Annotated in this window: 25 protein-coding genes and 2 pseudogenes; 14 read left to right on the forward strand and 13 right to left on the reverse strand. The window is 44.4% G+C overall.

The genetic code is table 11. The features are described from left to right. The first annotated feature begins 97 nt into the window (after positions 1–97). Positions 98–946 carry a polyphosphate kinase 2 family protein gene (locus EYS00_RS14400; RefSeq protein WP_373995574.1) on the forward strand — a complete coding sequence of 283 codons (849 nt, stop codon included), beginning with the start codon at positions 98–100 and terminating at the stop codon, positions 944–946. A 1-nt stretch (position 947) separates the two neighbouring features. On the opposite strand, the gene minE is transcribed toward EYS00_RS14400, so the two are convergent. The 5 genes from minE to EYS00_RS14425 form a co-directional block, all read right to left on the reverse strand. Continuing rightward, a complete protein-coding gene (gene minE / locus EYS00_RS14405; protein WP_130637821.1) occupies positions 948–1,202 on the reverse strand; it encodes a cell division topological specificity factor MinE in 255 nt (84 codons plus the stop codon). After that, positions 1,202–2,011 carry a septum site-determining protein MinD gene (gene minD, locus EYS00_RS14410; RefSeq protein WP_130637823.1) on the reverse strand — a complete coding sequence of 270 codons (810 nt, stop codon included), beginning with the start codon at positions 2,009–2,011 and terminating at the stop codon, positions 1,202–1,204. The genes minE and minD overlap by 1 nt, the downstream gene beginning before the upstream one ends. Before the next feature lie 26 nt (positions 2,012–2,037). Further along, positions 2,038–2,772, reverse strand: coding sequence for a septum site-determining protein MinC (gene minC / locus EYS00_RS14415; RefSeq protein WP_130637825.1), 735 nt, complete (start codon positions 2,770–2,772; stop codon positions 2,038–2,040). Between the two features lie 209 nt (positions 2,773–2,981). Further along, the gene (locus EYS00_RS14420; protein WP_130637826.1) at positions 2,982–3,332 is read right to left on the reverse strand and encodes a DUF805 domain-containing protein; all 351 of its coding nucleotides are present in this window, start codon (positions 3,330–3,332) and stop codon (positions 2,982–2,984) included. Between the two features lie 127 nt (positions 3,333–3,459). Then, the gene (locus EYS00_RS14425; RefSeq protein WP_130637828.1) at positions 3,460–4,164 is read right to left on the reverse strand and encodes a DUF6776 family protein; all 705 of its coding nucleotides are present in this window, start codon (positions 4,162–4,164) and stop codon (positions 3,460–3,462) included. Positions 4,165–4,273: 109 nt separating this feature from the next. Here EYS00_RS14425 and EYS00_RS14430 point away from each other — a divergent pair, with 109 nt between their 5' ends. The 3 genes from EYS00_RS14430 (at position 4,274) to EYS00_RS14440 (ending at position 6,625) form a co-directional block, all read left to right on the forward strand. Further along, the gene (locus EYS00_RS14430) at positions 4,274–5,950 is read left to right on the forward strand and encodes a chloride channel protein (RefSeq protein WP_130637830.1); all 1,677 of its coding nucleotides are present in this window, start codon (positions 4,274–4,276) and stop codon (positions 5,948–5,950) included. A 2-nt stretch (positions 5,951–5,952) separates the two neighbouring features. Further along, on the forward strand, positions 5,953–6,381 hold the full coding sequence (locus tag EYS00_RS14435) for a CopD family protein (protein ID WP_130637832.1): 429 nt from the start codon (positions 5,953–5,955) through the stop codon (positions 6,379–6,381). A 61-nt stretch (positions 6,382–6,442) separates the two neighbouring features. After that, a complete protein-coding gene (locus EYS00_RS14440) occupies positions 6,443–6,625 on the forward strand; it encodes a hypothetical protein (RefSeq protein WP_130637834.1) in 183 nt (60 codons plus the stop codon). 9 nt (positions 6,626–6,634) lie between these two features. On the opposite strand, the gene EYS00_RS14445 is transcribed toward EYS00_RS14440, so the two are convergent. The 6 genes from EYS00_RS14445 to EYS00_RS14470 form a co-directional block, all read right to left on the reverse strand. Beyond that, a complete protein-coding gene (locus EYS00_RS14445) occupies positions 6,635–6,829 on the reverse strand; it encodes a hypothetical protein (protein WP_130637836.1) in 195 nt (64 codons plus the stop codon). Further along, positions 6,826–7,299, reverse strand: a complete 474-nt coding sequence (locus EYS00_RS14450) for a UPF0149 family protein (protein WP_130637838.1) — start codon at positions 7,297–7,299, stop codon at positions 6,826–6,828. The genes EYS00_RS14445 and EYS00_RS14450 overlap by 4 nt, the downstream gene beginning before the upstream one ends. 23 nt (positions 7,300–7,322) lie before the next feature. Continuing rightward, positions 7,323–8,456 (reverse strand): MalY/PatB family protein, encoded by a 1,134-nt coding sequence (locus EYS00_RS14455; RefSeq protein WP_130637840.1) that lies wholly within the window; start codon positions 8,454–8,456, stop codon positions 7,323–7,325. A 232-nt stretch (positions 8,457–8,688) separates the two neighbouring features. Then, on the reverse strand, positions 8,689–8,952 hold the full coding sequence (locus EYS00_RS14460) for a hypothetical protein (RefSeq protein ID WP_242618782.1): 264 nt from the start codon (positions 8,950–8,952) through the stop codon (positions 8,689–8,691). Between the two features lie 135 nt (positions 8,953–9,087). Then, positions 9,088–10,917 carry a translational GTPase TypA gene (typA, locus tag EYS00_RS14465; RefSeq protein WP_130637842.1) on the reverse strand — a complete coding sequence of 610 codons (1,830 nt, stop codon included), beginning with the start codon at positions 10,915–10,917 and terminating at the stop codon, positions 9,088–9,090. 151 nt (positions 10,918–11,068) lie between these two features. Then, on the reverse strand, positions 11,069–11,791 hold the full coding sequence (locus EYS00_RS14470; protein ID WP_130637844.1) for a PP2C family serine/threonine-protein phosphatase: 723 nt from the start codon (positions 11,789–11,791) through the stop codon (positions 11,069–11,071). 156 nt (positions 11,792–11,947) lie between these two features. On the opposite strand from EYS00_RS14470, the gene EYS00_RS14475 reads away from it, so the two are divergent. The 5 genes and pseudogenes from EYS00_RS14475 (at position 11,948) to glnG (ending at position 17,802) form a co-directional block, all read left to right on the forward strand. Continuing rightward, complete coding sequence (locus EYS00_RS14475) at positions 11,948–12,928, forward strand: serine/threonine-protein kinase (RefSeq protein ID WP_130637846.1); 981 nt, start codon at positions 11,948–11,950, stop codon at positions 12,926–12,928. A 424-nt stretch (positions 12,929–13,352) separates the two neighbouring features. Continuing rightward, positions 13,353–14,363 (forward strand): glutamine synthetase beta-grasp domain-containing protein, encoded by a 1,011-nt coding sequence (locus EYS00_RS14480; protein ID WP_130637848.1) that lies wholly within the window; start codon positions 13,353–13,355, stop codon positions 14,361–14,363. 279 nt (positions 14,364–14,642) lie between these two features. Next, positions 14,643–15,188, forward strand: a complete 546-nt coding sequence (locus EYS00_RS14485; protein ID WP_130637850.1) for a DUF4124 domain-containing protein — start codon at positions 14,643–14,645, stop codon at positions 15,186–15,188. A 128-nt stretch (positions 15,189–15,316) separates the two neighbouring features. Next, positions 15,317–16,402, forward strand: a complete 1,086-nt coding sequence (gene glnL, locus EYS00_RS14490; protein WP_130637852.1) for a nitrogen regulation protein NR(II) — start codon at positions 15,317–15,319, stop codon at positions 16,400–16,402. Then, positions 16,392–17,802 (forward strand): annotated as a pseudogene (gene glnG / locus EYS00_RS14495) (nitrogen regulation protein NR(I)). Before glnL ends, glnG begins: the two are co-directional and overlap by 11 nt. A gap of 71 nt (positions 17,803–17,873) precedes the next feature. Here the strand turns inward: glnG and EYS00_RS14500 are convergent. After that, the gene (locus tag EYS00_RS14500; protein WP_130637854.1) at positions 17,874–18,284 is read right to left on the reverse strand and encodes an MAPEG family protein; all 411 of its coding nucleotides are present in this window, start codon (positions 18,282–18,284) and stop codon (positions 17,874–17,876) included. A gap of 163 nt (positions 18,285–18,447) precedes the next feature. On the opposite strand from EYS00_RS14500, the gene EYS00_RS14505 reads away from it, so the two are divergent. Next, complete coding sequence (locus EYS00_RS14505; RefSeq protein ID WP_130637856.1) at positions 18,448–19,350, forward strand: aminotransferase class IV; 903 nt, start codon at positions 18,448–18,450, stop codon at positions 19,348–19,350. Next, positions 19,350–20,069 carry an HAD family hydrolase gene (locus tag EYS00_RS14510; protein WP_130637858.1) on the forward strand — a complete coding sequence of 240 codons (720 nt, stop codon included), beginning with the start codon at positions 19,350–19,352 and terminating at the stop codon, positions 20,067–20,069. The genes EYS00_RS14505 and EYS00_RS14510 overlap by 1 nt, the downstream gene beginning before the upstream one ends. 49 nt (positions 20,070–20,118) lie before the next feature. Here the strand turns inward: EYS00_RS14510 and EYS00_RS14515 are convergent, their stop codons facing one another. Next, on the reverse strand, positions 20,119–21,660 hold the full coding sequence (locus EYS00_RS14515) for an AbgT family transporter (protein WP_130637860.1): 1,542 nt from the start codon (positions 21,658–21,660) through the stop codon (positions 20,119–20,121). 202 nt (positions 21,661–21,862) lie between these two features. Here EYS00_RS14515 and EYS00_RS14520 point away from each other — a divergent pair, with 202 nt between their 5' ends. From EYS00_RS14520 to EYS00_RS14530, 3 genes and pseudogenes are all read left to right on the forward strand, one after another. Continuing rightward, on the forward strand, positions 21,863–22,846 hold the full coding sequence (locus EYS00_RS14520) for a DctP family TRAP transporter solute-binding subunit (RefSeq protein ID WP_130637862.1): 984 nt from the start codon (positions 21,863–21,865) through the stop codon (positions 22,844–22,846). Continuing rightward, on the forward strand, positions 22,824–23,354 hold the full coding sequence (locus tag EYS00_RS14525) for a TRAP transporter small permease (protein ID WP_130637864.1): 531 nt from the start codon (positions 22,824–22,826) through the stop codon (positions 23,352–23,354). Before EYS00_RS14520 ends, EYS00_RS14525 begins: the two co-directional genes overlap by 23 nt. Positions 23,355–23,364: 10 nt before the next feature. Next, a pseudogene (locus EYS00_RS14530) lies at positions 23,365–24,642 on the forward strand (TRAP transporter large permease). Positions 24,643–24,704 lie beyond the last annotated feature (62 nt).

The following is a 24,704-nucleotide window of genomic DNA, read 5'->3' on the forward strand; positions in this document are numbered from 1 at the left end:
TTGATGTAGCACAAAGTTTTGCCAATGGATGCTTGTACCTGACCAGTGGAATAAGCTACAACCATAATTTGTATTATGAATTACTCTGTATTTGCCTATGTTTGAACACGCGGTTTCCTCCATTGAGATAAATTCAACTCCCCTGATGCTCCCTCAGAGTGGAAGCGCGCCAAAGATTGCTGATAAGAAGCAATACCGCAGTGAGCTAAAAATATGGCAAGAACAACTCCTTCACGTACAGCAAGCGTATTATCATCAAAATCGAAGGGCTATCATTGTATTTGAAGGGTGGGATGCAGCAGGTAAGGGCGGAGCGATTCGCCGCGTTACAGAGCGTTTAGACCCAAGGGGAGTTAGAGTGTATCCCATTGGCCCACCTACCGAAGACGAACAAAGCCGACATTACCTCTATCGATTTCAGAACAAACTGCCCCCTGCAGGTACACTCGCCATTTTTGATCGCTCATATTACGGCCGAGTCTTGGTAGAGCGTGTCGAGGGATTAGCAAGTGATAAAGAATGGCAAAGGGCCTATCAAGAGATTAATGAATTTGAACGCTTGTTAATTGACGATGGTGTGAGGGTTATCAAGATTTTCCTCAACATCTCTCAGGAAGAGCAGCGTAATCGTTTTGAGGAGCGACTACACAACCCTTACAAACGATGGAAGCTTACCGAGGCCGACTTGCGCAATAGAGCCATGCGCCCGCACTACGAGCTAGCGATTAACGATATGTTCAAATACACTCATACCGAACAAGCGCCTTGGCAACTGATTAATGGCGAACACAAGTGGTACGCAAGAGTAGCGGTTCTCAGAACTTTAGTAGCTCAACTTAGCGAAGGGGTTGACGTTAGCCCTCCCCCCATAGACGAGTCTTTAATAGCGTTAGCTGAGCAACAATTAGGGATTACCGCTATACAAACAGCAACAAAAAACAGCTGACCTAGCTCTCTGGTAATGTAACGTTTAACTCCAAAACACTGCAATCGTCGCTATTTTCCAACTGTACTGAGACCTGATCATCTGCAATGCTGACGTACTTTCGAATCACTTGGATGATTTCTTGTTGCATCATTGGCAAATAATCAGGTTCCTGGCGCTTGCGTCGCTCATGGGCAACAATAATCTGTAAGCGCTCTTTAGCAACAGAGGCAGTACTCGGTTTTTCTTTCTTTTTTAGGTAATCAAAAATACCCATTATTTACCTCCAAGCAAACGCTTAAAGAAACCTTTTTTCTCAGCTTCTAAGAAGCGGTGTTCTACCTCGTCACCCAATAGTCGCGCTACAGCATCAGAGTAGGCTTGTCCCGCATTGGCTTCGTCATCAAGAATGACGGGTAACCCTTGGTTGGACGCCTTGAGTACCGATTCTGACTCTGGTATTACCCCAAGCAATGGTATCGCAAGAATTTCCTCAACATCAGCGACACTTAACATTTCAGCATTTTCTACGCGCTCTGGGTTGTAACGGGTAAGTAGCAAATGCTCCTTCACCGCTTTACCTTGCTCCGCTCGTAAAGATTTGCTTTGTAAAATGCCTAAGATTCGATCCGAGTCACGTACCGAAGAAACTTCTGGGTTTGTCACCACAATAGCTTCATCAGCAAAGTATAGTGCCATTTGCGCTCCCTGCTCGATACCTGCCGGAGAATCACAAATGATAAAATCAAATTCTTGCTTTAACTCTTCTAATACCGCTTGGACGCCCTCAATTGTCAGTGCGTCTTTGTCGCGAGTTTGAGACGCAGGTAAGATAAACAAGTTGTCTGTGCGTTTGTCTTTAATTAGCGCTTGCTTCAGCGTAGCTTCTTTATTGATTACGTTGACGAAGTCGTACACTACTCGTCGCTCGCAACCCATAATAAGGTCGAGGTTACGCAGGCCCACATCAAAATCGATAACGACCGTTTTGTTGCCCTTAAGTGCTAGTCCCGTACTTATTGCAGCACTTGAAGTAGTTTTTCCTACTCCGCCTTTACCTGAAGTTACAACGATAATTTTTGCCATGTTTTTTCCTCAATGAAGATAATCAGTTATGCAAGAGCTTCTATCTGCAGAGTGTCATCTTCTAAATAGATTTGTGCGGGTTGTTTCCAACATTTACTTTTGATGGTGTCGTGCATGACGAACTGACCAGCAATAGAGATAAGTTCAGCGTCTAACGAATGGCAAAAAACGCGCGCATTCGTGTTTCCTTTAGCGCCGGCGAGCGCACGTCCGCGCAGAGTGCCGTATACGTGAATATTGCCATCAGCAAGTACTTCTGCTCCCTCGCTCACGGCTGCAGTAATGACCAAGTCACATCCGTCTGCATATATCTGCTGACCAGAGCGAACAGGACGGTTAACTACCTTTGCAGGCTTTAGTGTTTCCACAGTTACCGTTTTCACTACTTCTTGAGGTTCTGGCTGAGGTGCAGTTTTTTGCGCTGGCTTTTGTGGGCTTTTTAACGCACTGTCGGTGAATTTACTTTGACTGACATCCGCCAAACCCAAGTCATTAATAATACCTTTCAGGCCCTGAGTTTCGCCCTTTACGGCCATAGGCTGTAGTTCGAATTGGCGACATAAAGCAACAAGTAATTCAAACTCAGTGGCAGAAAGTGGTACTGCTAAGTGAAGAATTAATGAGGAGCGCGTAAAAAATTGTGGTGCGCTTTGCACCTTATCAGAGAGCTGTTGTTTGAACTCGTCTGGCGCAAAACGATGCACCTCGACAACAATACTGGTGAGTGTTGTCCCTTTCATGCGAAAGCATGGATCTGTCATTGCTGTTACCTGCAAGAATGTGTTAGCGCGATTGCCCAGCTTTTTACTGAGTCTTGTAATTCAACTGTATCAAATTACGCTCTTACAGCAATAGATATGTGAGTTAAACCTGAGTATGTGAGTAAATATCAAACATCTATGTGATAGGGATGAATGGCGTGAGTGAAAACAACGCCAGAAAGTCCCCTTTCCAGCGTTGTTGATATTATTTAGGCAAGCTCACTTTTGGGGTTTGGCCCAAAATTATTACCTTCATCTTTACTGTCTTGAGCAAAGAAGATAATGAGAATAATCGGTCCCAACAGTGGAATAAGCACTAATAACAACCACCAGCCAGAACGCGCTGTGTCATGTAGTCTTCTGACACCCACCGCAATAGATGGCAACAATAACGCCAGACCATACACAAGGCCAAGAACTGCGGTTCCTGCAACGGTATCAACAACGGTTAGTGCGATACTAATTAGCGTATTAATCAGAAAAAACATCCAATATTCTTTACGGCGCGCTCGTCCAGAAAAACCAACGTAGTTTTTTACTACCTTTAAATACCAATCCATTTTCTTATCCTTATTTCCCCACTAAACTAATCAGGCAGCTTAGGAGAAGTTCAGCTGCAAGATATCAAAAGCACCCACTCTCTAACAATTTGATGTTACATAAAATTAACAATGATGCAAGTGACTATTATTGTGAGTCTAACAGTGCTTCATTCCAATCATATGACACCTCATAGACTCCAACACGGCGTTGATATTGATAGACGGTCGTTGAGAATTTTATCTCATCAATAACAGCGCCGTCGGGAAGAGTAAACTCGAGATTCACCGCCTGAAAGTATCTAAATCGATATGCTATCGGTGATTCCACAAAGTCAGCATCTCCTGTGGTCAAATCGAAGGTTTCGCCATCATTTGTACCTTTCAGCGTTACAGACAGGTTGCCATTTACAACGGCGCGATTTTGTTTTTGTTGAAGCAAAACAAACCTCAGCCCAAAGGCACCGTTGGGAGTATTTTCAACCAACACGTCATCAACAATAAAACCTTCTTGAGATTTTTCTGGTGAGACTACACGCTGATAAAACGCGTTTTGTTGCTCAAGTTCTACCATTTCCCCTTTGAGCATTGTGATTTCACTGAGTAAACTTTCTTTTTCCATGCTAACGACAGATAAGGCAACCTCTAACTGGTTTACCTGTGTAGTGAGTTCACTATTTTCTTGATCAAGCAGCGCTAAGGTTGTCTCGGCCGCATCCAAAGCTTGCAATTGATAACGTTCCTCTAAGTGCGCAAGCTTATATCCAAAGCCCAACATTAAAATCATAGATATACCCACGAGCAATGACCATTTGTGATTGCCGAGGAAGTGTTTTAACTGATCTGTCGTCATGCCTTTACTGCCTGATGGTTGAACCACTCAATATATATTTTAGTTAACGTTATGAAATGCAAGTGATTGTGATAAGCTGGTAGCTAGAATTGGACTACTCTATCACATCATGCGCACGCAAGCTCTACGACAGGAAGTTGCCACTCCCAGAACATCTATACAATTGTGTTTACTGGGCATTGTTGGTGGTACTTGCGCCGCACTTCTTATCATTCTGTTTCGTCTTTGCGTGGAATGGCTACAGTCTTCTGGGTTCGGTAGCCTTAAAGCTTGGTTTAACAATGAATGGCCTGCTTGGTTGCTTATGCCCCTTATTAGCGTCATGGTTATTCTTGTTATTGCCTACCTAACAGGGTTTAAGCACTATCGCATGGGTATCCCTTTTGTTATTCATCGCGTTAAGTATCACTACGGTCATATTCCTATTCGCACCACAATTAATCAGTTTTTTGGTGGCATGTTGGCGTTAGCTGGCGGCTTTGTAGTAGGTCGTGAGGGGCCTTCTGTGCATTTAGGAGCTTCAGGAAGTAGTTTCTTAGGTCAATGGTTACGCCTTCCCTACAACAGCATTAGAATTCTAGCAGGGTGCGGTATTGCAGCCGGTATTTCTGCTTCATTTAACACGCCTTTTGCAGCGGTAATTTTTGTCATGGAGGTGGTGTTGCGAGAATACAAGATTCACATCTTTGTCCCTATCATGCTCGCTGCGGCCTGTGGGTCTGTGCTCACCCGTATGGTGTTTGGCGAAGGTAATGAACTAGCGTTTCTGTCGTTTAACGCGTTCAGTGAATGGATGTATTTGTACCTTATCTTGTTGGGTGTATTGCTTGGGATGCTAGCAACCCTTTTTAATAACCAACTTATGCGAGTAATGACCTTGTTTAGGCCAGTTCCTATGATTTGGCGTCTCATTCTCGCAGCATTGATTACAGGTACAGTGGGTACCATTTTACCCGAAGCGCTCGGCGCTCAATTTATCGATGTAGAGGCTCTGTTTAACAGCGATCCAGGTACTTTACTACTCGTGGCAGTATTAGTGTGTAAAGTAGGACTAGCCGTGTGTGCTATTGGATTGGGTGTTCCCGGTGGTATTATTGGGCCAGTAATGGTGATAGGTATGCTAGCAGGTGCCGTACTATTATTGCCATTGTCGATGTTTGTTGATGTTCCTGAATTTACCAGCAGCTTTGCACTACTCGGTATTGCAGGAATGCTGACTGCAGTATTACACGCACCGTTAGCAGCACTTTCTGCGGTAATGGAGCTTTCGTACAGTCCAGAGATCATATTACCGGCCATGCTGGTTATTGTTCCCGCTTATGTAACCTCTACTCAATTTTTTGGTAATCGCTCTATATTCATCCGGCAGCTGGATTATCAAAACCTGCCCTATGCCATATCTTCGATTAGAGAAGCTCTTGAGAAAACCGGCGTGCTGGCTGCAATGCAAACCGACTACAAAATCTTCTATGACGCTCCAGAGAAAGCAATGGAAGAGTATTTATCTCACAACCCAACCCATATCGTAGTTCAAGCTTCGGTATTTGAAATAGGTGTGCAATATCGCCTAGTGCAGTACAATGTGAGTCTTGAGCACGACGCTCACCCTCTGATTTATCACGAAATGGAAGGCTTGAACTCTCAGTCGACCTTGCATGAAGTTCATGAACAACTAAAGCGCTCTCGACTAGGGGCAGTTTATATTTATGACCAGGAACCCCAGGACATCATAGGGGTGGTTACCTGGAGTACGTTACAGAGTTATTTGCAAAAGGCACATTACTAACAATGGCTATTCTTTGGTTTAAAGCACTACACATTTTTTTCATGGTTGCTTGGATGGCAGGCATATTTTACTTGCCTCGGTTGTTTGTTTATCACGCCTCAACTGACTCTCAAGACGTCAAAAATGAATTTAAAGTAATGGAGCGTCGTTTGTGGTTTTTTGTAACGCCCTTTGCAGTGTTAACCCTTGTTTTTGGTGGACTATTAATTCACAGCTACGGGTTGGCATGGTTTAAAGCATCTCACTGGCTACATGTAAAGTTGGTCCTGCTACTTGCAGTTTACGGGTATCACTTCTATTTATTTAAGTTGTTAAAGCAGTTTGAAAGAGACGAAAACACACACAGCTCAAAATTCTATCGCTTTTTAAATGAAGCCCCTGTATTGGTTTTACTTGCGATAGTCGTTTTGGCCGTTGTAAAACCCATGTAAATCGATATATATTTGCAGTTCAAGGACGTTATCGGTTTAACCGAAAGGAAAAGGAAAGGATATGGAGAACAGTAATATCCATTTAAAGTCGTTACTGTTAAAAACGGATATAGCATTCAAGGCGCTCATGCAAGAGCCCAGTTCAGTTGAGCTTAACGAAGCTTACGAACAAGCCAAAACAGAACTTGATACCTACATGGTATCTCTGCGCAACTCACTAACTCAGCGGCAAAAATTACGTTAGTTACTGTGTCTAACTTTGAGTAAAAGACTCAAATTGATTGGGCAGTGCCTGAGCAAGGTCTCCTGCCAACGACACATAGTCTTTCAATATCGAAGGTAGTTGTTTCCAAAGTAATGGAACATTTTGTTGCAACGCTGCAGCATTGCTCTCAGACCTTTGAGCCAACGCTAAGTCCAAATCAGCCAATGTAGAGAACAACTTCAAACATCGAGCCAATCGGTCCTCTGGCGCTTCAACACCGGCGAGGACTTTTTCCTTTTTTGCTCCAACTTGGCACACCGCTCCCAAGCATTTTTCCAAACGGGTTCTAAATGTTTATGTCCAATTAACAGGCCATTGAGCCAGTGGGCTAGTGAATTTGGTAATTCGACTTGTCCTTCAATAAAAACACAAGGATTAGGTAGTGCAACTTTGTCATCCCGCATCCATTGAAGATGCCCACGTAAACCATTCATTAAACAATCTGCAAGTTCGTTCACTTGATGGTTAACTAAACGATTTGCGCTATTGCGGATAACCCATGGCATCCATTGCTCGGGCATGGGAATTTCAGGTGATGCTGCCACTGCAAAAATGATCCCATCCATCTCAAATTGATCGGGCAGTAAAGACGACAGCGCTCTATCTTCATAGAGCGCATTAAAAACAGCGATGGGGAGGGTATCACCTGTCATATTAATCAATCACTGTTGTTTAGCTATGCTGACAGGCGAGACAAAATCTGCTGCAACATCGCTTCACTGCAACCGCAATTAATACGGAAGTGGTCTTTTTGTTGGAAGTCTACACCCGGTGAAGGACCAACACCTTTAGATTCAGCCCACTCCATGACATTTTCCACACCCAGTTTACTTGCGTCTATCCAAGCTAGGAAGGTTGCTTCTGGTTTCAACATACTTAAACCTTCAATACTATTAATAGCGTCAAAGACCATATCGCGATTGTCTCGCAAATAAGCCAGTTCTGCGTCGTGCCAATCATCACATACCGTAAATGCAGCTTCTGTCGCCACCAACCCCAAAATAGTTACCCAAGGAACAATACCCGCAGAGGCTTGTGTAAATTCAGCGCGCAACTTGCGATCAGGTATAATGGCGAAGGAGGTTCCCAAACCAGCGATGTTGAATGTTTTACTCGCCGCCATCAGAGTGATGCTATTGTTTGCTAACGCATCTTCTCTTCCAGCGGGAAGGTGCTTAACGCCAGGCTCCAAAATCAAGTCACAATGAATTTCGTCAGAGCACAGCACCACGTCATTCTCGTTACAAATACTAGCGATGCGATCTAACTCATCTTGAGTCAACACTGAACCTACTGGATTCATCGGGTTGCACAAAATAAGCAAGGTACATTTAGGGTCGGCTGCATTACGCTCTAGGGCATCAAAATCAAGGGTGTAACGCCCGTTTTCGATAACGGTGCCAATATCCACACGTTCCATTCCGTTAATTTTAGGTGCAGCCAATAGCGGCGGATAATTAGGGGTTTGTACAATCACTTTATCACCGGGCTTACAGTTGGCTTTTATTGCCACGTTAAAAGCAGGAACAACACCAGGCGTCCAGACTATCCATTCCTTCTCTATCTGCCAATCGTGCTTGTCTTTCAACCAACGTTGTACCGCGTCATTCGCAGGCTGGTAAGCAGACGGCAAGTAATAACCTAAATTACCGTGGGCTGTACGGGCTCCCACAGCATCAAGAATAGGCTGGGCCACTTTAAACTCAGTGTCAGCCACCCAAGCGGGAATAATGTCTTTGCCTTTGTATTTTTCCCACTTCAGTGAAAACGTCCCTTCCCTATCGGGGGTTTGATCAAAGTTAAAACTCACGATGGCATCCTATTTAGCCTTTGTTTCATGGGCTTACTCTAATCAATTGCACCTTACTGCACCAGTGCAAACACAGAATAATTTAGAACGTTTCTGCCTTTATCATTACCGAGTAGAGCCGCTAGCTAATGAACACACTGAAGATACTTTGTCTACCAACTCGCTCATTACGAGTGGTTTGGCCAAGAAGCCGCTAACGCCAAACTTTCGAGCAGACATCACCAGCGCTTTGTTAGGGTCTGCCGTAATCATTAAAAAACGGCACACTAAGCTTGGCATAAAAGCAGGTTTGGAGAAGACTAATGCCGTCAAAATCCGGCATGATTTGGTCGCTGATAATCAATTGAAGAGAGTCTGAATTTTGTTGCAGTAAAAACTCTCGCGCTACCTTACTACGGTTGAAAGGGTATACCGTTGCACCGAGCGTGTTTTCCAAGGTATTTGTAATCATATCAAGGGTAATAACATCATCTTCAATCACGGCTACCGAAAACACGTTCTTCTCCATTTTGTATTCGCGTCATTTGATAATAGTGTGACCTCAAACACATCGCCACTATGTACATTTATTCCACGCACAAAAAAGCCAGCTAATTAGCTGGCTTTTTGAATATACATCGATTGTTCGATATTACTTTTTCTCGCGTGACGCTCGCTTACGCTCGTTTTCAGTAAGAAGCTTCTTACGAATTCGAATTGACTCAGGTGTTACTTCTACCAATTCATCATCATCGATAAACTCAAGGGCTTGCTCAAGAGACATCACGATCGGTGGTACAAGACTTTGCGCTTCATCAGTACCGGATGCACGTACGTTAGTCAGTTGCTTACCTTTAAGTGCATTTACCGTTAGGTCATTATCACGACTGTGAATACCAATCACCATACCTTCATAAACTTCAACACCATGACCAATAAACAAACGACCGCGTTCTTGAAGGTTAAACAATGCGTTAGTTAACGCCTTACCATTTGCATTGGCGATAAGTACGCCATTTTTACGCTTTCCAATAATGCCACCTTTATAGGGACCGTAGTGGTCGAATGTATGGTAAAGCAAGCCAGAACCAGACGTTAGTGTCATAAAGTCAGTTTGGAAACCAATTAGGCCACGGCTTGGGATGATGAAATCAATACGCACTCGACCTTTGCCGTCTGGCGACATATCTGTCATTTCAGCTTTACGAAGACCAAGCTGCTCCATGATAGAACCCTGATGCTGCTCTTCACAGTCAACAGTAAGCGTTTCGAATGGCTCGAGCGTTTCACCGTCTTCTTCCTTTAAGATTACTTCTGGGCGAGATACCGCTAACTCGTAACCTTCACGTCGCATGTTTTCAATTAAGATACCTAAGTGAAGTTCACCACGTCCAGATACACGGAACTTATCTGGGTCAGGCATTTCTTCTACACGCAGAGCAACGTTATGAACGAGCTCGTCATTTAGACGATCTAAGATGTTACGTGAGGTAACATACTTACCTTCTTTACCTGCGAACGGCGACGTATTTACCTGGAACGTCATGGTTACGGTAGGCTCATCAACCGAAAGCGGAGGTAGTGCTTCTACTGTGTTGATATCGCAGATAGTGTCTGAAATTTTAAGTTCGCCCAAACCTGTAATCGCAATAATGTCGCCAGCGTTAGCCTGTTCAACTTCGTGACGTTCAAGCCCAAGATAGCCATATACCAAGCCAACTTTACCCGTGCGTGTTTTTCCGTCGGCAGTTGCAACAGTCACTTGCTGGTTAGGTTTAACCGACCCGCGGCTAACTCGACCTACACCAATTACACCCACATATGAGTTGTAATCAAGCTGAGAGATTTGCATTTGGAACGCACCATCTACGTCAGCATCTGGCGGAGATACTTGGTCCACAATAGTTTGGAACAACGCATTCATGTCTGTGGTTTCTTCGTCAGCGTCTAGTGACGCCCAGCCGTTAATCGCTGATGCGTAAACCACTTGGAAGTCCAGCTGTTCATCGGTTGCACCAAGGTTGTCGAACAGGTCGAAAACTTGATCCATTACCCAATCAGGACGCGCGCCTGGTTTGTCGATTTTGTTGATAACAACAATTGGCTTCAATCCCTGAGCGAATGCTTTTTGCGTTACAAAGCGAGTTTGTGGCATCGGACCTTCTTGCGCATCTACGAGCAGCAATACTGAGTCAGCCATTGACATTACACGCTCTACTTCACCACCAAAATCGGCGTGTCCTGGGGTATCTACGATATTAATACGGTAGTCATTCCAGTTAATTGCTGTGTTCTTAGCAAGAATGGTAATACCACGTTCTTTCTCGATGTCGTTCGAGTCCATTACACGGTCTTCGTGCTCACCGCGCGTCTCAAGAGTACCGGATTGCTGTAACAGTTTATCAACCAGGGTTGTCTTACCGTGGTCAACGTGGGCGATAATTGCGATATTACGCAATTTACTAATATCAGTGGTATTCATGCTTATAGCCTGTGTCATTCGCTACTTGATGTAGCGCCTTGCAACTAAGAATGATGCAAAAAGTCGATAAAAATTTGCGCGGATTGTACAGGGTATTTAGCCCTTTAGCGAGTGGCAATTGCGGTGAGCTTGCTCAAAAAGCAATCAAGGCTTAGTTTTCTGGTGTGCAACAGACATTTATGACAGAGATATTATCAAGAGCCCAGCGATTTAGTGCGTTCTCAATGAGTCTATCGCTGATAGTGTCTGACGCAGTATTTGCCAATTCGAAGACTATTGATGGATCTTCCATCACATCATTGAGTCCGTCGGAAGTGAGAATAAACTGATCAGTGTTGTGCCAGTCAACCGTGATATGCTCAAGTTGCAAGGACGCATTCGTACCTACCGCCCGAGTGATAAGTCTGGAACCTGGGTGACTGTTAGCTTTTGACCGTGCTAACAATCCATGAGCAACTAACTCTTCGGCTTGATTGTGATCTCGTGTTAAGCACTCTAGCGCACCGTTGGAATATCGATACACTCGGCTGTCACCCGCCCACAAAATATGCGCACAATCATCTTCAATAAACAATACAACAACCGTACTGCCGACCTTTTCTTTGAGTTGCTTGGAAAGTTCAATAACTTCGGTATTGGCTTCCTGTATGGCCGAAGTAATTGACGCGACGGATAACGATCGCTGATTGTGTATAATCGAGGCCAATTTTTCCACAATCAAAGCGCTCGCCACATCTCCTTTTGAGTGACCGCCCATACCGTCTGCCACACACCAAAGCCTAGCGTTTGGCTCGCTGAGAAATGCATCCTCATTAACTGCGCGTATACTGCCGCGATGACTAGCTGCGGTGGAAGTCCAAGCGAGGGGTTTCATTACAAATCATCCGATGTTAGCTTCAATACGTACAAGGTTTTTTACGGGGTAATATATAAACAACTTCATGATAACACGCTATTTCTTGTGTGAAACATGCAATGTTGTTTTGTTTTACGCTAGACTCACAAAAAACATCAATAAGACATAAATGTAATGCTTAAATTTCAGCAACCTTCTAAAGAATATAGCAACATTTATTTGGACGATACCGATCGCCCGTTACCTGAAACACTGAACCCAAATACGCGCTATATGTTTTTGGGTAACATAGCCATGGGCGGAAAGTCAGAAATACGCAGCTGCAAAGATCTGCATTTGTCTCGTATTGTCGTGTACAAAACCCTTCGAAAAGAGTTTAAAAACGACCCCATTGAGCAACGCAGATTACTCCGCGAGGCACGAGTATCGGCGCTGTTACAGCACCCTAACACAGTACCTACCTACGAAATTGGCCGCGATAGAGAGGGCAACTACTACTTCACAATGAAGCTGGTGCATGGGTATACGCTTAGAGAGATCATGGATTATCGTGATCGCTACGATTTAACTCAGTTAATACATGTGATTGAACAAGTAGCGCAAGCACTAAGTTATGCCCACGCTCACGGTGTAGCTCACCGAGACATTAAGCCCGAGAATATTCTTTGCGGCCCTTATGGTGAAGTGCTCCTTTTGGACTGGGGATTAGCAAAAGTATGGCGCAAGGATGGGTCTGTCGAGGATGACATTGATGACTCACTGATTATCAATAAAAATCAGATGATGAACAAGGCCAACAAATCTGTTACCGGCCTTGGTCAACTGCAGGGCACGCTGTGCTATATGTCACCCGAACAAATACGTCGTGATCCTGACATCAGCTTTAGCACCGATATATATAGCCTAGGTTCAGTACTCTACGAGTTACTCACTGGACAAACACCTTTTGACGGTGAAAGAGCGTATGAAATCTTAGATGCAGTTGAAAACGACACGCCACCAAAACCATCAGACGTTAGTAAGTATCCCGTTCCAAAGTTACTTCAAGAGTTAGTACTGGCTTGTTTAGAGAAGGACCCAAGCAACCGGCCCGCAAATTTTCACGAGTTTTTAGGTGTGCTTCAAGAAGACTGGGCGAGTGATTTGGCAAAATAACAAATCAGCACTACACTTTGCACCATTATCGTGCGATAAATTAAAGCATTACAGCAAAATGCACCAAAACAAAGCGAGAGCATAAGCTATTTTGAATGCTCAATGCTGTTACAGTACTGGTATTCATCATTGCCTGTACAATTTTCAATCAGTGTAACTTACTGAAAAATTTGAGTCTTTTTTCAAAAAGAAAAATTAAGCAACTGATTTATATAGCTTTAATAAAGGCATATTTGGGTAAAAATATTATTTTTCTGCATATTTTCCCAAAACGCATTAGTTAAAACAAAAGAAACTTTTCACATTTCCCGACATGGCATGAAATGTGTTTACAATCTTTCTACATATTATTCCGCTAGTTAAAATCGGCATTAACCCTGGAAGTGATGCCTTAACTTTTTCACATGATTGGAGAACTAAAAGAATGAAGAGTAAGTTGGAATACATCTGGCTAGACGGCTACAAGCCTACTCAGAGCCTTCGCAGCAAAACTATGGTACGCAGTGACTTTAGCGGTAAGCTAGAAGATTGCCCAATGTGGTCTTTTGACGGTAGCTCTACAGAGCAAGCAGAAGGCAACGCGTCAGATTGTCTTTTGAAGCCTGTTGCAATCATTCCTGATCCAGGTCGTTTGAACGCATACCTAGTAATGACTGAAGTGCTAAACGCTGACGGCACTGCTCACGAGTCTAACGGTCGTGCAACTATCGATGACGATGATGATGATTTCTGGTTCGGTTTCGAGCAAGAGTACTTCCTATGGGATCCAGAAACAAATCGCCCACCGGGCTTCCCAGCTGGCGGTTACCCTGAGCCACAAGGTCCTTATTACTGTTCTGTTGGCGCGAAAAACGCTTTCTGTCGCGACCTAATCGAAGAGCACCTAGACCTATGTCTTGAAGCTGGCCTTAACGTTGAAGGTATCAACGCTGAAGTTGCTGCTGGTCAATGGGAATTCCAAGTATTCGCTAAGAGCGCAGCACGCGCTGGTGATGAAATCTGGTTGGCTCGCTACCTACTAGAACGTACTGCTGAGAAGTATGGTCTTGCTATTGAGTATCATCCGAAGCCTCTAGGCGACACTGACTGGAACGGTTCTGGTATGCACGCTAACTTCTCTAACGGCGCTATGCGTGAAGCAGGCGAAGAAGCAGTATTTACTAAGATCTGTGAAGAGTTTGGTAAAAATGTTGGCGCATGTATCGACGTATACGGTGCTCACAACGAACAGCGTCTAACTGGTAAGCACGAAACTCAGTCTATCGACCAGTACAGCTATGGTGTTTCTGACCGTGGTGCATCTATCCGTATCCCAATCAGCACTGTAGAAGATGGTTGGAAAGGCCGTCTAGAAGACCGTCGTACTTCTTCTAACGCTGATCCGTACAAAGTAGCGTCTATTATCATCAAGATTACTAAGCAAGCACTTGCTTAAGATTTAATGTTAATCTTGCCAAAAAAGGGAAACATAACGTTTCCCTTTTTTATACCCTAAATTTTAACGCAGCAGTATCTTACTCAATACTACTCACCTAATTCCTACCATCCACCAGTATACTTCTACGGCAGATATCACTATAAACGGCAAGTTGCAAAGTAGGTATCAGCTTTTATACATCACTGTTAGTAACCCACTTTTATTCCATAGCTCGATTACCTATTATTTAATCCATAAAGTAAACGCAGGACCAACTCAAGTAGAGGATGTAAACTCGTGAAGTCAAAAGCAAGCCGTGCTCTCTCACTACTTTACCTTACGGTTTCTACTGCATCGGTGTGCGTAGCTCAGGACAAAACCATATATGAAGTTGTCAATGACGACGGCACAATTATCTATACTGATGTACATCCAAACTCCAGCGCTGTCTCCGTATTTGAAGCGAGCAGCAATACAGCCAATCAATCGGCTCCACTGTCCGCCCCTCAGGTATCCTCGGCACCGATACAAAGCACTGAACGGCAATACTCACCTTTAGAAATTGCCTATCCTGCACCAGAAGCAACCATTCGAAGTAATCAAGGAGATATATCTATTCGCGTAAAACCCGTGGAAACAGTTTCAAACCCTAGTTATGGATTGCTATTCGACGGAAACATGGTGCAAAAAAACACCACGGGAATTTTTACGCTATCCGGTGTAGACCGCGGCACGCATACTTATCTAGTTATACTTATGGACAATAAGGGCAAGACTCTTGCATCTAGTCCTGAACAAACACTGTTTTTACACAAAGCATCAGTGTTAATTAACAATAACTAACGTTCTATCGTAGCGCAGCCCTCGCACCAACGCAGTTCACGACAAAAGTGACATGTAAATTACAGTGCGCCCGTTTGCGCAAGATAGGGTACAATGCACCATTATCGTGCAACGGAGTAGTGCTCGGCATGCAGCCAACCGAGTCTGAAACTAAATATTTGCTCAACAGCCTTAATACCGCACTTGTTGCCGTAGACGAAAAACTCAATATTGTTTACGCCAACCACGCAGGAGAGGCACTATTCGAAACAGGGTATAAACAACTCTGCGGACATCCGCTGAGCGATTTCTTCTTGCCTACCGCCATAGATACTAATCGTCTTAGAGCCGCACTTCGCCTTGGTGAAGACTTTACCGAGAATGAGATTCGACTCAACTTTCGCGATCACAGATCGGTGCTTGTAGATTTAACTGTGACTAACCTTCAAACAATCTCTGGTCCGCAATTAATGTTTGAAGTTAAAAAAATAGATCAGCAAAAGCGTATCTCCAGAGAAAACCTTCAGAATGCTCAGCATTACGCCGCTAGAGAGCTAGTACGTGGATTGGCTCATGAGATCAAGAATCCACTCGGCGGTATTCGAGGTGCAGCACAGCTGCTAGACAAAGAACTCGATGAACAACACCGCGAATTTACGCGCATGATTATCGAACAGTCTGACAGGTTGCGGAGCCTAGTAGATAGACTTTTAGGCCCCAATGCGTTGCCAAGGTTTCAACAGTGCAATGTTCATCAGGCATTGGAAGCTGTGCGAGGTTTAATGCGAGTTGATTCAGATACACCGGTCACTATAGTTAAAGACTACGACCCAAGCATCCCCGATGTATTTATCGACCCAGATATGATTCAACAGGCCGTGTTGAATATTGCTCGCAATAGTATTCAGGCCTTGGTTGAGAGCAACACGCCAAACCCCAAAATAACACTGATGACGCGGGTTGAGCGACAAATGACCATTCAATCGAAGCGCCACGCATTGGTCGTGAAAATCACTATTGTCGATAATGGTCCTGGTATACCAGCAGAAATCAAAGACACATTGTTTTATCCCATGGTGAGTACGAAACAGAACGGTAGTGGATTAGGCCTGTCTATTTCACAAACACTGATTAACCACCATGGCGGAAAAATTGGCGTAGATAGCCACCCCGGGCATACAGAATTTACTATATTTCTACCTATTGATCGTAAGGAGTCGAGCAATGACGAATGAATCGGTATGGATTGTCGACGACGACAGTTCTATTCGTTGGGTGCTTCAAAAAGCCTTACAAGCAGCTGATATTGGTTGCTGCTGTTTTGAAAACCCTCAAGACTTATTATTACAGCTTCAAAGAGGTCAACCACCAGAAGTCATTATTTCAGATATTCGTATGCCCCAAATGGACGGCATGACCTTGCTCAATGAGGTGCACGCAAGTTATCCAATGATACCGGTGATCATTATGACTGCGCATTCTGATTTAGATAGTGCGGTCAATGCCTATCAGAAAGGTGCTTTTGAGTACTTACCAAAGCCGTTCGATATTGATGAGGCAGTGGCATTAACACAAAGAGCACTGGCCCACTCCCGTGAGCAATCTAAGAGCTCTCAAGTGCCTGTGGAAGAAAATGTAACCGAAATCATCGGTGAGGCGCCAGCGATGCAGGAGGTGTTCAGAGCCATTGGCCGCCTCTCACGCTCGTCTATTAGTGTACTCATCAATGGGCAATCTGGTACGGGTAAAGAATTGGTCGCTCAGGCGCTTCATCGCCACAGCCCTCGTTCTAGCCAGACATTTATAGCGTTGAACATGGCGGCTATTCCAGCAGACTTGGTAGAATCTGAACTGTTTGGTCATGAAAAAGGCGCCTTTACTGGGGCACAAAATGCCCGACAAGGGCGATTTGAACAAGCCGATGGCGGTACGCTCTTTCTCGATGAAATCGGAGATATGCCCCTAGACGTTCAAACTCGATTATTGAGAGTGTTGGCCGATGGACAGTTTTATCGGGTTGGCGGACACCAGTCGGTATCAGTGGATGTGCGTATTATTGCTGCAACTCACCAAAACCTAGAGCAACGGGTAGCGGAAGGAAAGTTTAGGGAAGATTTATTTCATCGTCTGAATGTTATTCGTGTTCACTTACCTTCGCTAGCAGAACGCAGAGAAGATATACCACTACTTGCCAGACACTTCTTACGTCGTGCAGCGACAGAACTCGATGTGGAAGCAAAGACATTGAGTAAAGAAGCTGAAAAAGTCATGGCACAGCTAGCGTGGCCGGGAAATGTGCGCCAGTTAGAAAACGTATGTCGTTGGCTAACCGTAATGGCGAGCGGCCAAGAAGTGCTTCCAGGTGACTTACCCCCCTGAGATCCACAACACGGCGAGTGTAGACACACCAATTACTGAGCAAGGTGATTGGCCCGAACTGTTGGCGAGTTGGACCGACAAACAGTTACGAGATGGTCGTCAGAATATTCTCAATGACGCTATTCTAACTTTTGAAAAAATCATGTTGGAGCGAGCGCTACATCATACTCACGGCCATAAACAAGACGCTGCAAAGCGTTTGGGCTGGGGGAGAAATACCCTTACCCGCAAGTTAAAAGAACTGGGTATCAATTAAAAGAACAGGGATGGCCACAGCTGCCATCCCCATTCCCTACTCACTCTTTAAATAACCCCACCAATTGGCTATTAAAACGCTGCAAAAACCAACCCCAGTAAAGTCAATTGGGTAAGCAATCCAACCATGTAAAAGTAGCTTCGTGGACTGGGGTTTTTATTCGTAGCTATGGCATAAAACAGCACCATATGAATCGCTCTAGCACCAGTGAAAACTGCTGTTGACCAGAAAAGTGCCTCCGCACCAACGCCCGCCGCCATTGCCAACATGGCAGTTAATATGAATACAGGAACATTTTCCAAAGAGTTTAAGAAGGTGCGGTGACTTCTAAACACAAATGAGTGGTGATCTAGTTCGCTAGCTACCACACCCGGAATGTACTGAGTTTGCTTTCTGTGAGCCCCCGTTGCAATAATAGCTTGAATAACCACCATAGTTAGCAACAAGGTTAGGGTAAATAATGTGCCTGAATATTCTACCATCTTTCCACTCTCTCAATTCAATATAGTTTGTACACAAAATAATATAAACAAAAAATACTTTGCACGCAATATAAATTACACACTTATCTTATGGGTTGAGTCTTGTAAGAAGCTCAGCCACAATGCTGTCATCATAAGAAATCCTCAACAATAAGAAGAGCCTATGAACGACGTTAGTACCCACACCGCAGCGCAAGACGATCGCAACGATCATATAAAAATTTACGTCAACGGCGACATTGTCCCTAGAGCCCAAGCCAAAGTGTCTGTTTACGACAGTGGGTTTATGTTGGGGGATGGTATTTGGGAAGGTCTGCGTTTGTACAACGGTAAGTGGGCCTTTTTAGATGAGCATATGGATCGCTTATTCGAAGCTTCTCTTGCCGTAGATATGGATCTTCAAATGTCTAAAGCGCAGGTTATCGACGCCCTTGAGCAGACTCGTCTAGCTAACGATATGCACACCGATGTACACGCGCGCTTAATGTTTACTCGAGGAATAAAAAGTAAACCTTTTCAACATCCTGCGTTGTCTCAGCAAGGGCCAACATTAGTTATCATTTGTGAGCACTCAAAAGCTTCCATTGCCCGCCCAATCAAGCTGGCTACTGTGCCTCACCTGCGCGGATTACCAATGACTCAAGACCCTAAGCTCAATAGCCATAGCAAACTCAATTGTATATTAGCGTGTATTGCCGCAGAGAAATGTGGTGCAGATGAAGCCCTAATGCTCGACATCAATGGCTTTGTGAATACAACCAATGCCTGTAACTTTTTTATTGTTCGAAAAGGTGAAGTCTGGACGTCAACGGGCGATTACTGCATGAACGGAATAACGCGACAAAAAGTTATTGATGTTTGCCGAGCTAATGGCGTGGTTGTCAGAGAAAAAAATTACTCACTAGTCGATACTTACGGCGCCGATGAAGCTTTTCTCACCGGGACATTTGGTGCTCAAACACCAGTCTCTCATATTGATGGTCGTAAAATTGGTGCTGATTATCCTGGGCCTATGACTCAGAAGATTCGCCAGTGGTACTTTGACTTGGTTAAAGGAGCACAATAATGCGTATCGCCATGTGGTCTGGACCTAGAAACTTATCAACAGCCATGATGTATGCCTTTGCTGCGCGTACTGATTGTGCCGTGGTAGATGAGCCGTTTTACGCCGCGTATCTTACCGCTACAGGTTTAGAGCATCCTATGCAAGAAGAGATACTCAACGCACAGCCCAGCGAGGCTAGCACCGTTATACAGCAGTGTTTAGGCGATACACCCAACGGAAAGTCACTGTTTTATCAAAAGCAAATGACCCACCATATGGTCGAAACTTTCCCACTCGACTGGTTATCTTCGCTCACCAATGTATTTTTAATCAGGCACCCTGCCCGTGTGGTGGCAAGTTACCAGCAGAAACGTGAAAACCCAACGCTCAAAGATATTGGATTTGTCCGCCAATGGGAGCTTTTGCATTATGTAAAAAACACCTTGGGCAAAACTCCTATTGTGATTGATAGTGATGATGTTTTGGAAAAACCTGCTGCCAAGCTAGAGGCATTGTGTGAAGCCATTGGAATAGCCTATCAACCAGACATGCTACACTGGCCATCTGGCGGTAACAAAGACGATGGTGTATGGGCTCCACATTGGTATGGTTCTGTTTGGAAAAGTACGGGACTGGAAGCGACACCTAAAAAGCCTCTTCCCTCTCTACCATCAGACCTTGAAGCTGTTGTAAATCAAGCCATGCCCTATTATGAAGAAATGGCAGCCTTGAAACTGTAGCTAGAATAAAAACGGCGATAGATCATCGCCGCTTTTACTTTAATTAAGCTTACCCTGCCGCAGGGTAAACATAGCTAGACTGCAGACCCAAAGGTAAACCTAAGCCCCAGTACAATAACAGGAATGCCGTCCAGATAATCAAAATAGTCACAGTGAAAGGCAGCATCAACGACAACAAGGTGCCAATGCCTGTGCTCGTTACATAGCGTTGGCAGTAAACCACTACCAATGGGAAATACGGCATTAGCGGTGTGACAATATTAGATGATGAATCTCCCAAACGGTAGGCCGCCTGTGTTAAGTCAGGCGAGATACCTAGTTGCATAAGCATGGGTACAAAAATTGGTCCTAACAGCGCCCATTTTGCCGACGATGAACCTACAAAAAGATTCACAAATGCCGTTAGAAAAATAAGCCCAACAATAGTCACCATACTCGGTAGTTGTAACACTTTAAGGAACTGTGCTCCTTCAATGGCAAGTAAGGCTCCCAAATTAGACTTACCGAAAGCATCAATAAACAAAGCACAGAAGAACGCCATTACGATGTAATAACTCATGCCTTGCATAGCTTTCGTCATGCTATCTATCATGTCTTTACTGGTAGAATAGGCACCCGACATAAAGCCGTAAATCACACCAGGGAGCAAGAACAGTAAGAAGATTAGCGGTACTATTGACTGCATAACGGGCGCTGCAAAAGACGTTAATTGTCCGTCAGGTGCGCGCATGGGTGAACTATCGGGGACCAAAATAGCAATAAGTGCTGCAATCCCCAACAGCATGACGATAGTGGCTACTCGCAACGCTTTAGTTTGCTTTGGATTCAGTTCTTCAAACTTAGGAATATCGGCAGGGTCACCGTCGACCTCTACATCTTTTAAACGGGGCTCAATGACTTTATCGGTTAGATACCAAGCGATTGAAATAATAACTAAGCTAGACGCTGAATTAAAAAACCAGTTATTTAAAGGGTTAATTTGAATATCAGGGTCGATGATCTGTGCCGCCGACTGAGTAAAGGATTGCAATAATGGATCTATGGCTGAGGGAATAAAGTTGGCGCAAAAGCCCCCGGATACACCAGCAAACGCCGCCGCTATGCCCGCCAATGGATGACGACCCATGGCGTAAAATATCACCCCAGCTAACGGGATCACCAAGACATATCCAGCATCGGTAGCAGTGTGGCTAACGATAGCCACAAGCACAACCACTGGCGTTAACAACGCTTTGGGAGTCCAGTCTAGCATGCGTTTTAAACCCGCACTAATAAAGCCGGAATGCTCAGCAACCCCAACACCTAACATAGCGACTAACACTACACCCAACGGTGCAAAACCAGTGAATATTTTTACCATGCGAGAAAGAAAGTCAGCGAGTGAATCGCCAGTAAGCAAATTATTTACAACGACTGCCTCACCTGTCCGCGGGTCAATCGTGTCAAAGGACACTTGTGAAAGCGCCGCAGATAACCCCCACACCACGAGCAAGCACACGAAAAATATAATCGCCGGATCGGGGAGTTTGTTCCCGATTCGCTCTACTTTATCCAAGGCTCTGGTAGCCCAAGACGATTGGTTGACTGTCATAGGTATCCTTTATTTCTTGTAATTATGAATATGATTTAATTCCCAATAGTAGAGTGTGACACTACAACGCGCTAATCAAGTGCAGAATTAAAAATTCAAAAAGTTAGTGTAAAGAGGATGAGATTAAATGGCGACTTTAGCTATTTACAAACCTTTTACACCCTGATACTTTGTTAACAATTAACCAAATAAATAATTTTCAATGAAACGAAAACTGCTGTTTCTGTTGAGCTGCCTACTCGTTCATATTCCATTTGCTCTGGCACAATCAGAGGCTAAAACGACTCGTATTGTTCGCTGGGCACACGTGTATGAACAATCGCACCCTCTACATAAATGGGCGCTTTGGGCGAGCGACGAAATTTATTCACAAACCAATGGTCGTTATAAAATAAAGGTTTTTCCGTCCTCGTCTTTAGGTAAAGAAGCTCAGATTAACCAAAGCATCAGTATTGGTTCGATAGACATTATTTATACGGGAGTTAGTTTTGCTGCACAGGCCCACCCGCCACTTGGGTTGTCGGAGATGCCGTATATTTTTGAAGACTATTCCCATTGGCAGCGTTTTGTCGCTTCAGAATTGTTTACCCAGCTCAGCAAGGAATATCATGAGAAGTCCCACGGTAATCACATCATGGGGTCAAGCTATTACGGTGAACGGCATTTAACCGCCAACCGGCCTGTGCTGTCCCCAGAAAATATCGAAGGTCTTAAAATAAGAGTTCCCGGTGCGGCAATTTATCAAATATTCCCTCTTGCGCTTGGTGCCAAACCTAGTCCTATTGCTTTTTCAGAAGTCTACTTAGCTATTCAACAAGGTGTTGTTGATTCTCAAGAAAATCCATTGGTAACTATACAAGCCAAGCGTTTTTACGAAGTGCAAGAGCACATCAACCTTACTGGGCACATACTGGGCTCAATCTTAACGGTTATGAGCGATGACTTATTAACAGCCTTGTCTTCCGACGACAAAAATACCTTTTCTGAGGTATTGAAACAGGCAGCACAGCAGGCTTCGCAAGAAACAAGAGAATACGAAGCTAAACTGTCGCAATGGTTTGAAGAGCAAAACATTTCCGTGAATTCTGTCGACCGCGCTGCATTCAGAAACAACGTCTTACGTTTTACCCAAAATATCATTCCACTCGAGAGCAGAGCCACTTATGACCGCATCCAAACGCTCTAATACCGACACTAAAAATACTCAAGAAATTGATTGGGACGATGTCGAAGACAACACGCCGGTTTGCTTACATACAGAGGACTACTTTGCTATTGCTCTGTTCTATTTACTTGCCAGTACATTGGTTTTGCAGGTACTTAGTCGATATCTACTCAATGCGCCTCTTGGCTGGACTGAAGAAGTCGCTCGATATCAGTTGATTATCTTCACCTTTGTGGGTGCCAGTATGGGGTTCAGAAAGCACTCTCACATTGGATTTATCTACTTTCAGCAAAAATTGCCAACCCAACTTCGAAAGTGGGCTGAGCTAGGGGTAAAACTCGTGAGCGCCTACTTCTTAGTGTTTCTCATCGTTTCCACCATAGCTATCTTACCTCACCTGACTACACACAAAATGACATCTATCGATTTGTCACTCACCGCGCTTTACGGTGCAGTAGGCTTGGCCTTGTGCGCTTGTTTATTGCGAACACTCCAATCTCTTTTAATCACTTACCACAACTCTCAATAAAGGCCGAAACATGGTTATCTTGGTACTTTTTGTCGCACTGTTTATTCTTGTTGTCTTGGGAGTGCCCATTGCTTTGTCACTTGCCATTGCGTCGCTTCTCGCAATATTGGTGGAGGGCAGCATTCCCAGTCTTGTGGTGCTTCATCAAATGGTAAGTGGCATGGACAGCTTTCCATTACTTTCCATTCCGTTTTTCATTCTTGCCGGTGCCCTCATGAATCAAGGTGGCATTACCAAACGTATCTTTGATTTTGCAGAGGCACTTTCTGGATGGATGCGAGGTGGGTTGGGTCACGTAAATGTTGGCGCGTCTATCCTATTTTCTGGCATGTCCGGTGCTGCTGTTGCCGATGCAGGAGGACTCGGCGCCATCGAAATTAAAGCAATGCGAAGTCGAGGATACGATGTAGGGTTTTCTGTGGGGTTAACGGCGGCGTCATCCACCATTGGGCCAATTATTCCCCCGAGTTTACCCATGATCATATATGCTGTCTTGGCTGGTGTCTCCATCGGTCAACTCTTTGCCGCAGGCCTAATTCCAGGGTTGCTGATGGCAGTATCGCTTTCGCTCATGGTGGCTTACTTTGCACGCAAGCGCGATTACCCCAAAGACGCTTCATTTTCCCTCAAGCGAATTGTAGTTACCTTCAACAAAGCCTTCTTATCACTCATGGCCCCTGTCATTATCGTCGGCGGTATTTTAACGGGGTGGTTTACTGCCACCGAAGCTGCTGTTGTGGCGTGTGTTTACGCATTCATTCTGAGCGCGGTGGTGTATAAAACACTTACTATTAAAAAACCTATTGAAAGTGTCTTCTGAAACCGTCGAAACCACCAGCATGATCATGCTGATTATTGGCGCGCCGCGGTGTTTTCTTGGGTACTCACCAGTCAAGGCGTAAACGACGTTGTGGCTAATGCATTAACTACTGTGGGAGCAACTAAATTTGGTTTAATGGTAGCCATTACCCTCGTACTATTTGTGATCGGGTGCTTTATGGAAACCATTGCCGCTATCACTATTCTAACGCCAATATTACTTCCGGTTGCCACTGCCGCAGGTATTGATCCGATTCAGTTTGGCGTGATTATGTTGTTGAATCTAATGTTGGGATTGCTGACACCTCCTTTAGGTATGGTGTTGTTTGTGTTGTCGAGAGTGTCCAAGATGTCAGTCGAGCAATGTGCTAAAGCAACACTGCCCTTTCTGTTGCCCTTGGGTATTGTTTTGGTACTCATCATGATGGTGCCAGCATTAACCCTGTGGCTGCCTAGCGTACTCTACTAATCATGAATAAAGTTGCCTCCCAAACACTAGCTACCTATGGTAGTTAATATAGGAACCTCTAT

Origin of the sequence: Alteromonas sp. KUL49, from assembly GCF_006538345.1 — a bacterium.
Lineage (GTDB): Bacteria > Pseudomonadota > Gammaproteobacteria > Enterobacterales > Alteromonadaceae > Alteromonas.

Coding starts and splice junctions, on each gene's coding strand:
- EYS00_RS14500 (WP_130637854.1), bottom strand. CDS start 18,284: ATGGTAGAATATTCAGGCACATTATTTACCCTAACCTTGTTGCTAACT.
- EYS00_RS14470 (WP_130637844.1), bottom strand. CDS start 11,791: ATGAAACCCCTCGCTTGGACTTCCACCGCAGCTAGTCATCGCGGCAGT.
- EYS00_RS14480 (WP_130637848.1), top strand. CDS start 13,353: ATGAAGAGTAAGTTGGAATACATCTGGCTAGACGGCTACAAGCCTACT.
- EYS00_RS14475 (WP_130637846.1), top strand. CDS start 11,948: ATGCTTAAATTTCAGCAACCTTCTAAAGAATATAGCAACATTTATTTG.
- EYS00_RS14420 (WP_130637826.1), bottom strand. CDS start 3,332: ATGGATTGGTATTTAAAGGTAGTAAAAAACTACGTTGGTTTTTCTGGA.
- EYS00_RS14450 (WP_130637838.1), bottom strand. CDS start 7,299: ATGACAGGTGATACCCTCCCCATCGCTGTTTTTAATGCGCTCTATGAA.
- EYS00_RS14520 (WP_130637862.1), top strand. CDS start 21,863: ATGAAACGAAAACTGCTGTTTCTGTTGAGCTGCCTACTCGTTCATATT.
- EYS00_RS14515 (WP_130637860.1), bottom strand. CDS start 21,660: ATGACAGTCAACCAATCGTCTTGGGCTACCAGAGCCTTGGATAAAGTA.
- EYS00_RS14430 (WP_130637830.1), top strand. CDS start 4,274: ATGCGCACGCAAGCTCTACGACAGGAAGTTGCCACTCCCAGAACATCT.
- EYS00_RS14525 (WP_130637864.1), top strand. CDS start 22,824: ATGACCGCATCCAAACGCTCTAATACCGACACTAAAAATACTCAAGAA.
- typA (WP_130637842.1), bottom strand. CDS start 10,917: ATGAATACCACTGATATTAGTAAATTGCGTAATATCGCAATTATCGCC.
- EYS00_RS14510 (WP_130637858.1), top strand. CDS start 19,350: ATGCGTATCGCCATGTGGTCTGGACCTAGAAACTTATCAACAGCCATG.
- EYS00_RS14425 (WP_130637828.1), bottom strand. CDS start 4,164: ATGACGACAGATCAGTTAAAACACTTCCTCGGCAATCACAAATGGTCA.
- minD (WP_130637823.1), bottom strand. CDS start 2,011: ATGGCAAAAATTATCGTTGTAACTTCAGGTAAAGGCGGAGTAGGAAAA.
- EYS00_RS14505 (WP_130637856.1), top strand. CDS start 18,448: ATGAACGACGTTAGTACCCACACCGCAGCGCAAGACGATCGCAACGAT.
- minE (WP_130637821.1), bottom strand. CDS start 1,202: ATGGGTATTTTTGATTACCTAAAAAAGAAAGAAAAACCGAGTACTGCC.
- EYS00_RS14435 (WP_130637832.1), top strand. CDS start 5,953: ATGGCTATTCTTTGGTTTAAAGCACTACACATTTTTTTCATGGTTGCT.
- glnL (WP_130637852.1), top strand. CDS start 15,317: ATGCAGCCAACCGAGTCTGAAACTAAATATTTGCTCAACAGCCTTAAT.
- minC (WP_130637825.1), bottom strand. CDS start 2,772: ATGACAGATCCATGCTTTCGCATGAAAGGGACAACACTCACCAGTATT.
- EYS00_RS14440 (WP_130637834.1), top strand. CDS start 6,443: ATGGAGAACAGTAATATCCATTTAAAGTCGTTACTGTTAAAAACGGAT.
- EYS00_RS14400 (WP_373995574.1), top strand. CDS start 98: ATGTTTGAACACGCGGTTTCCTCCATTGAGATAAATTCAACTCCCCTG.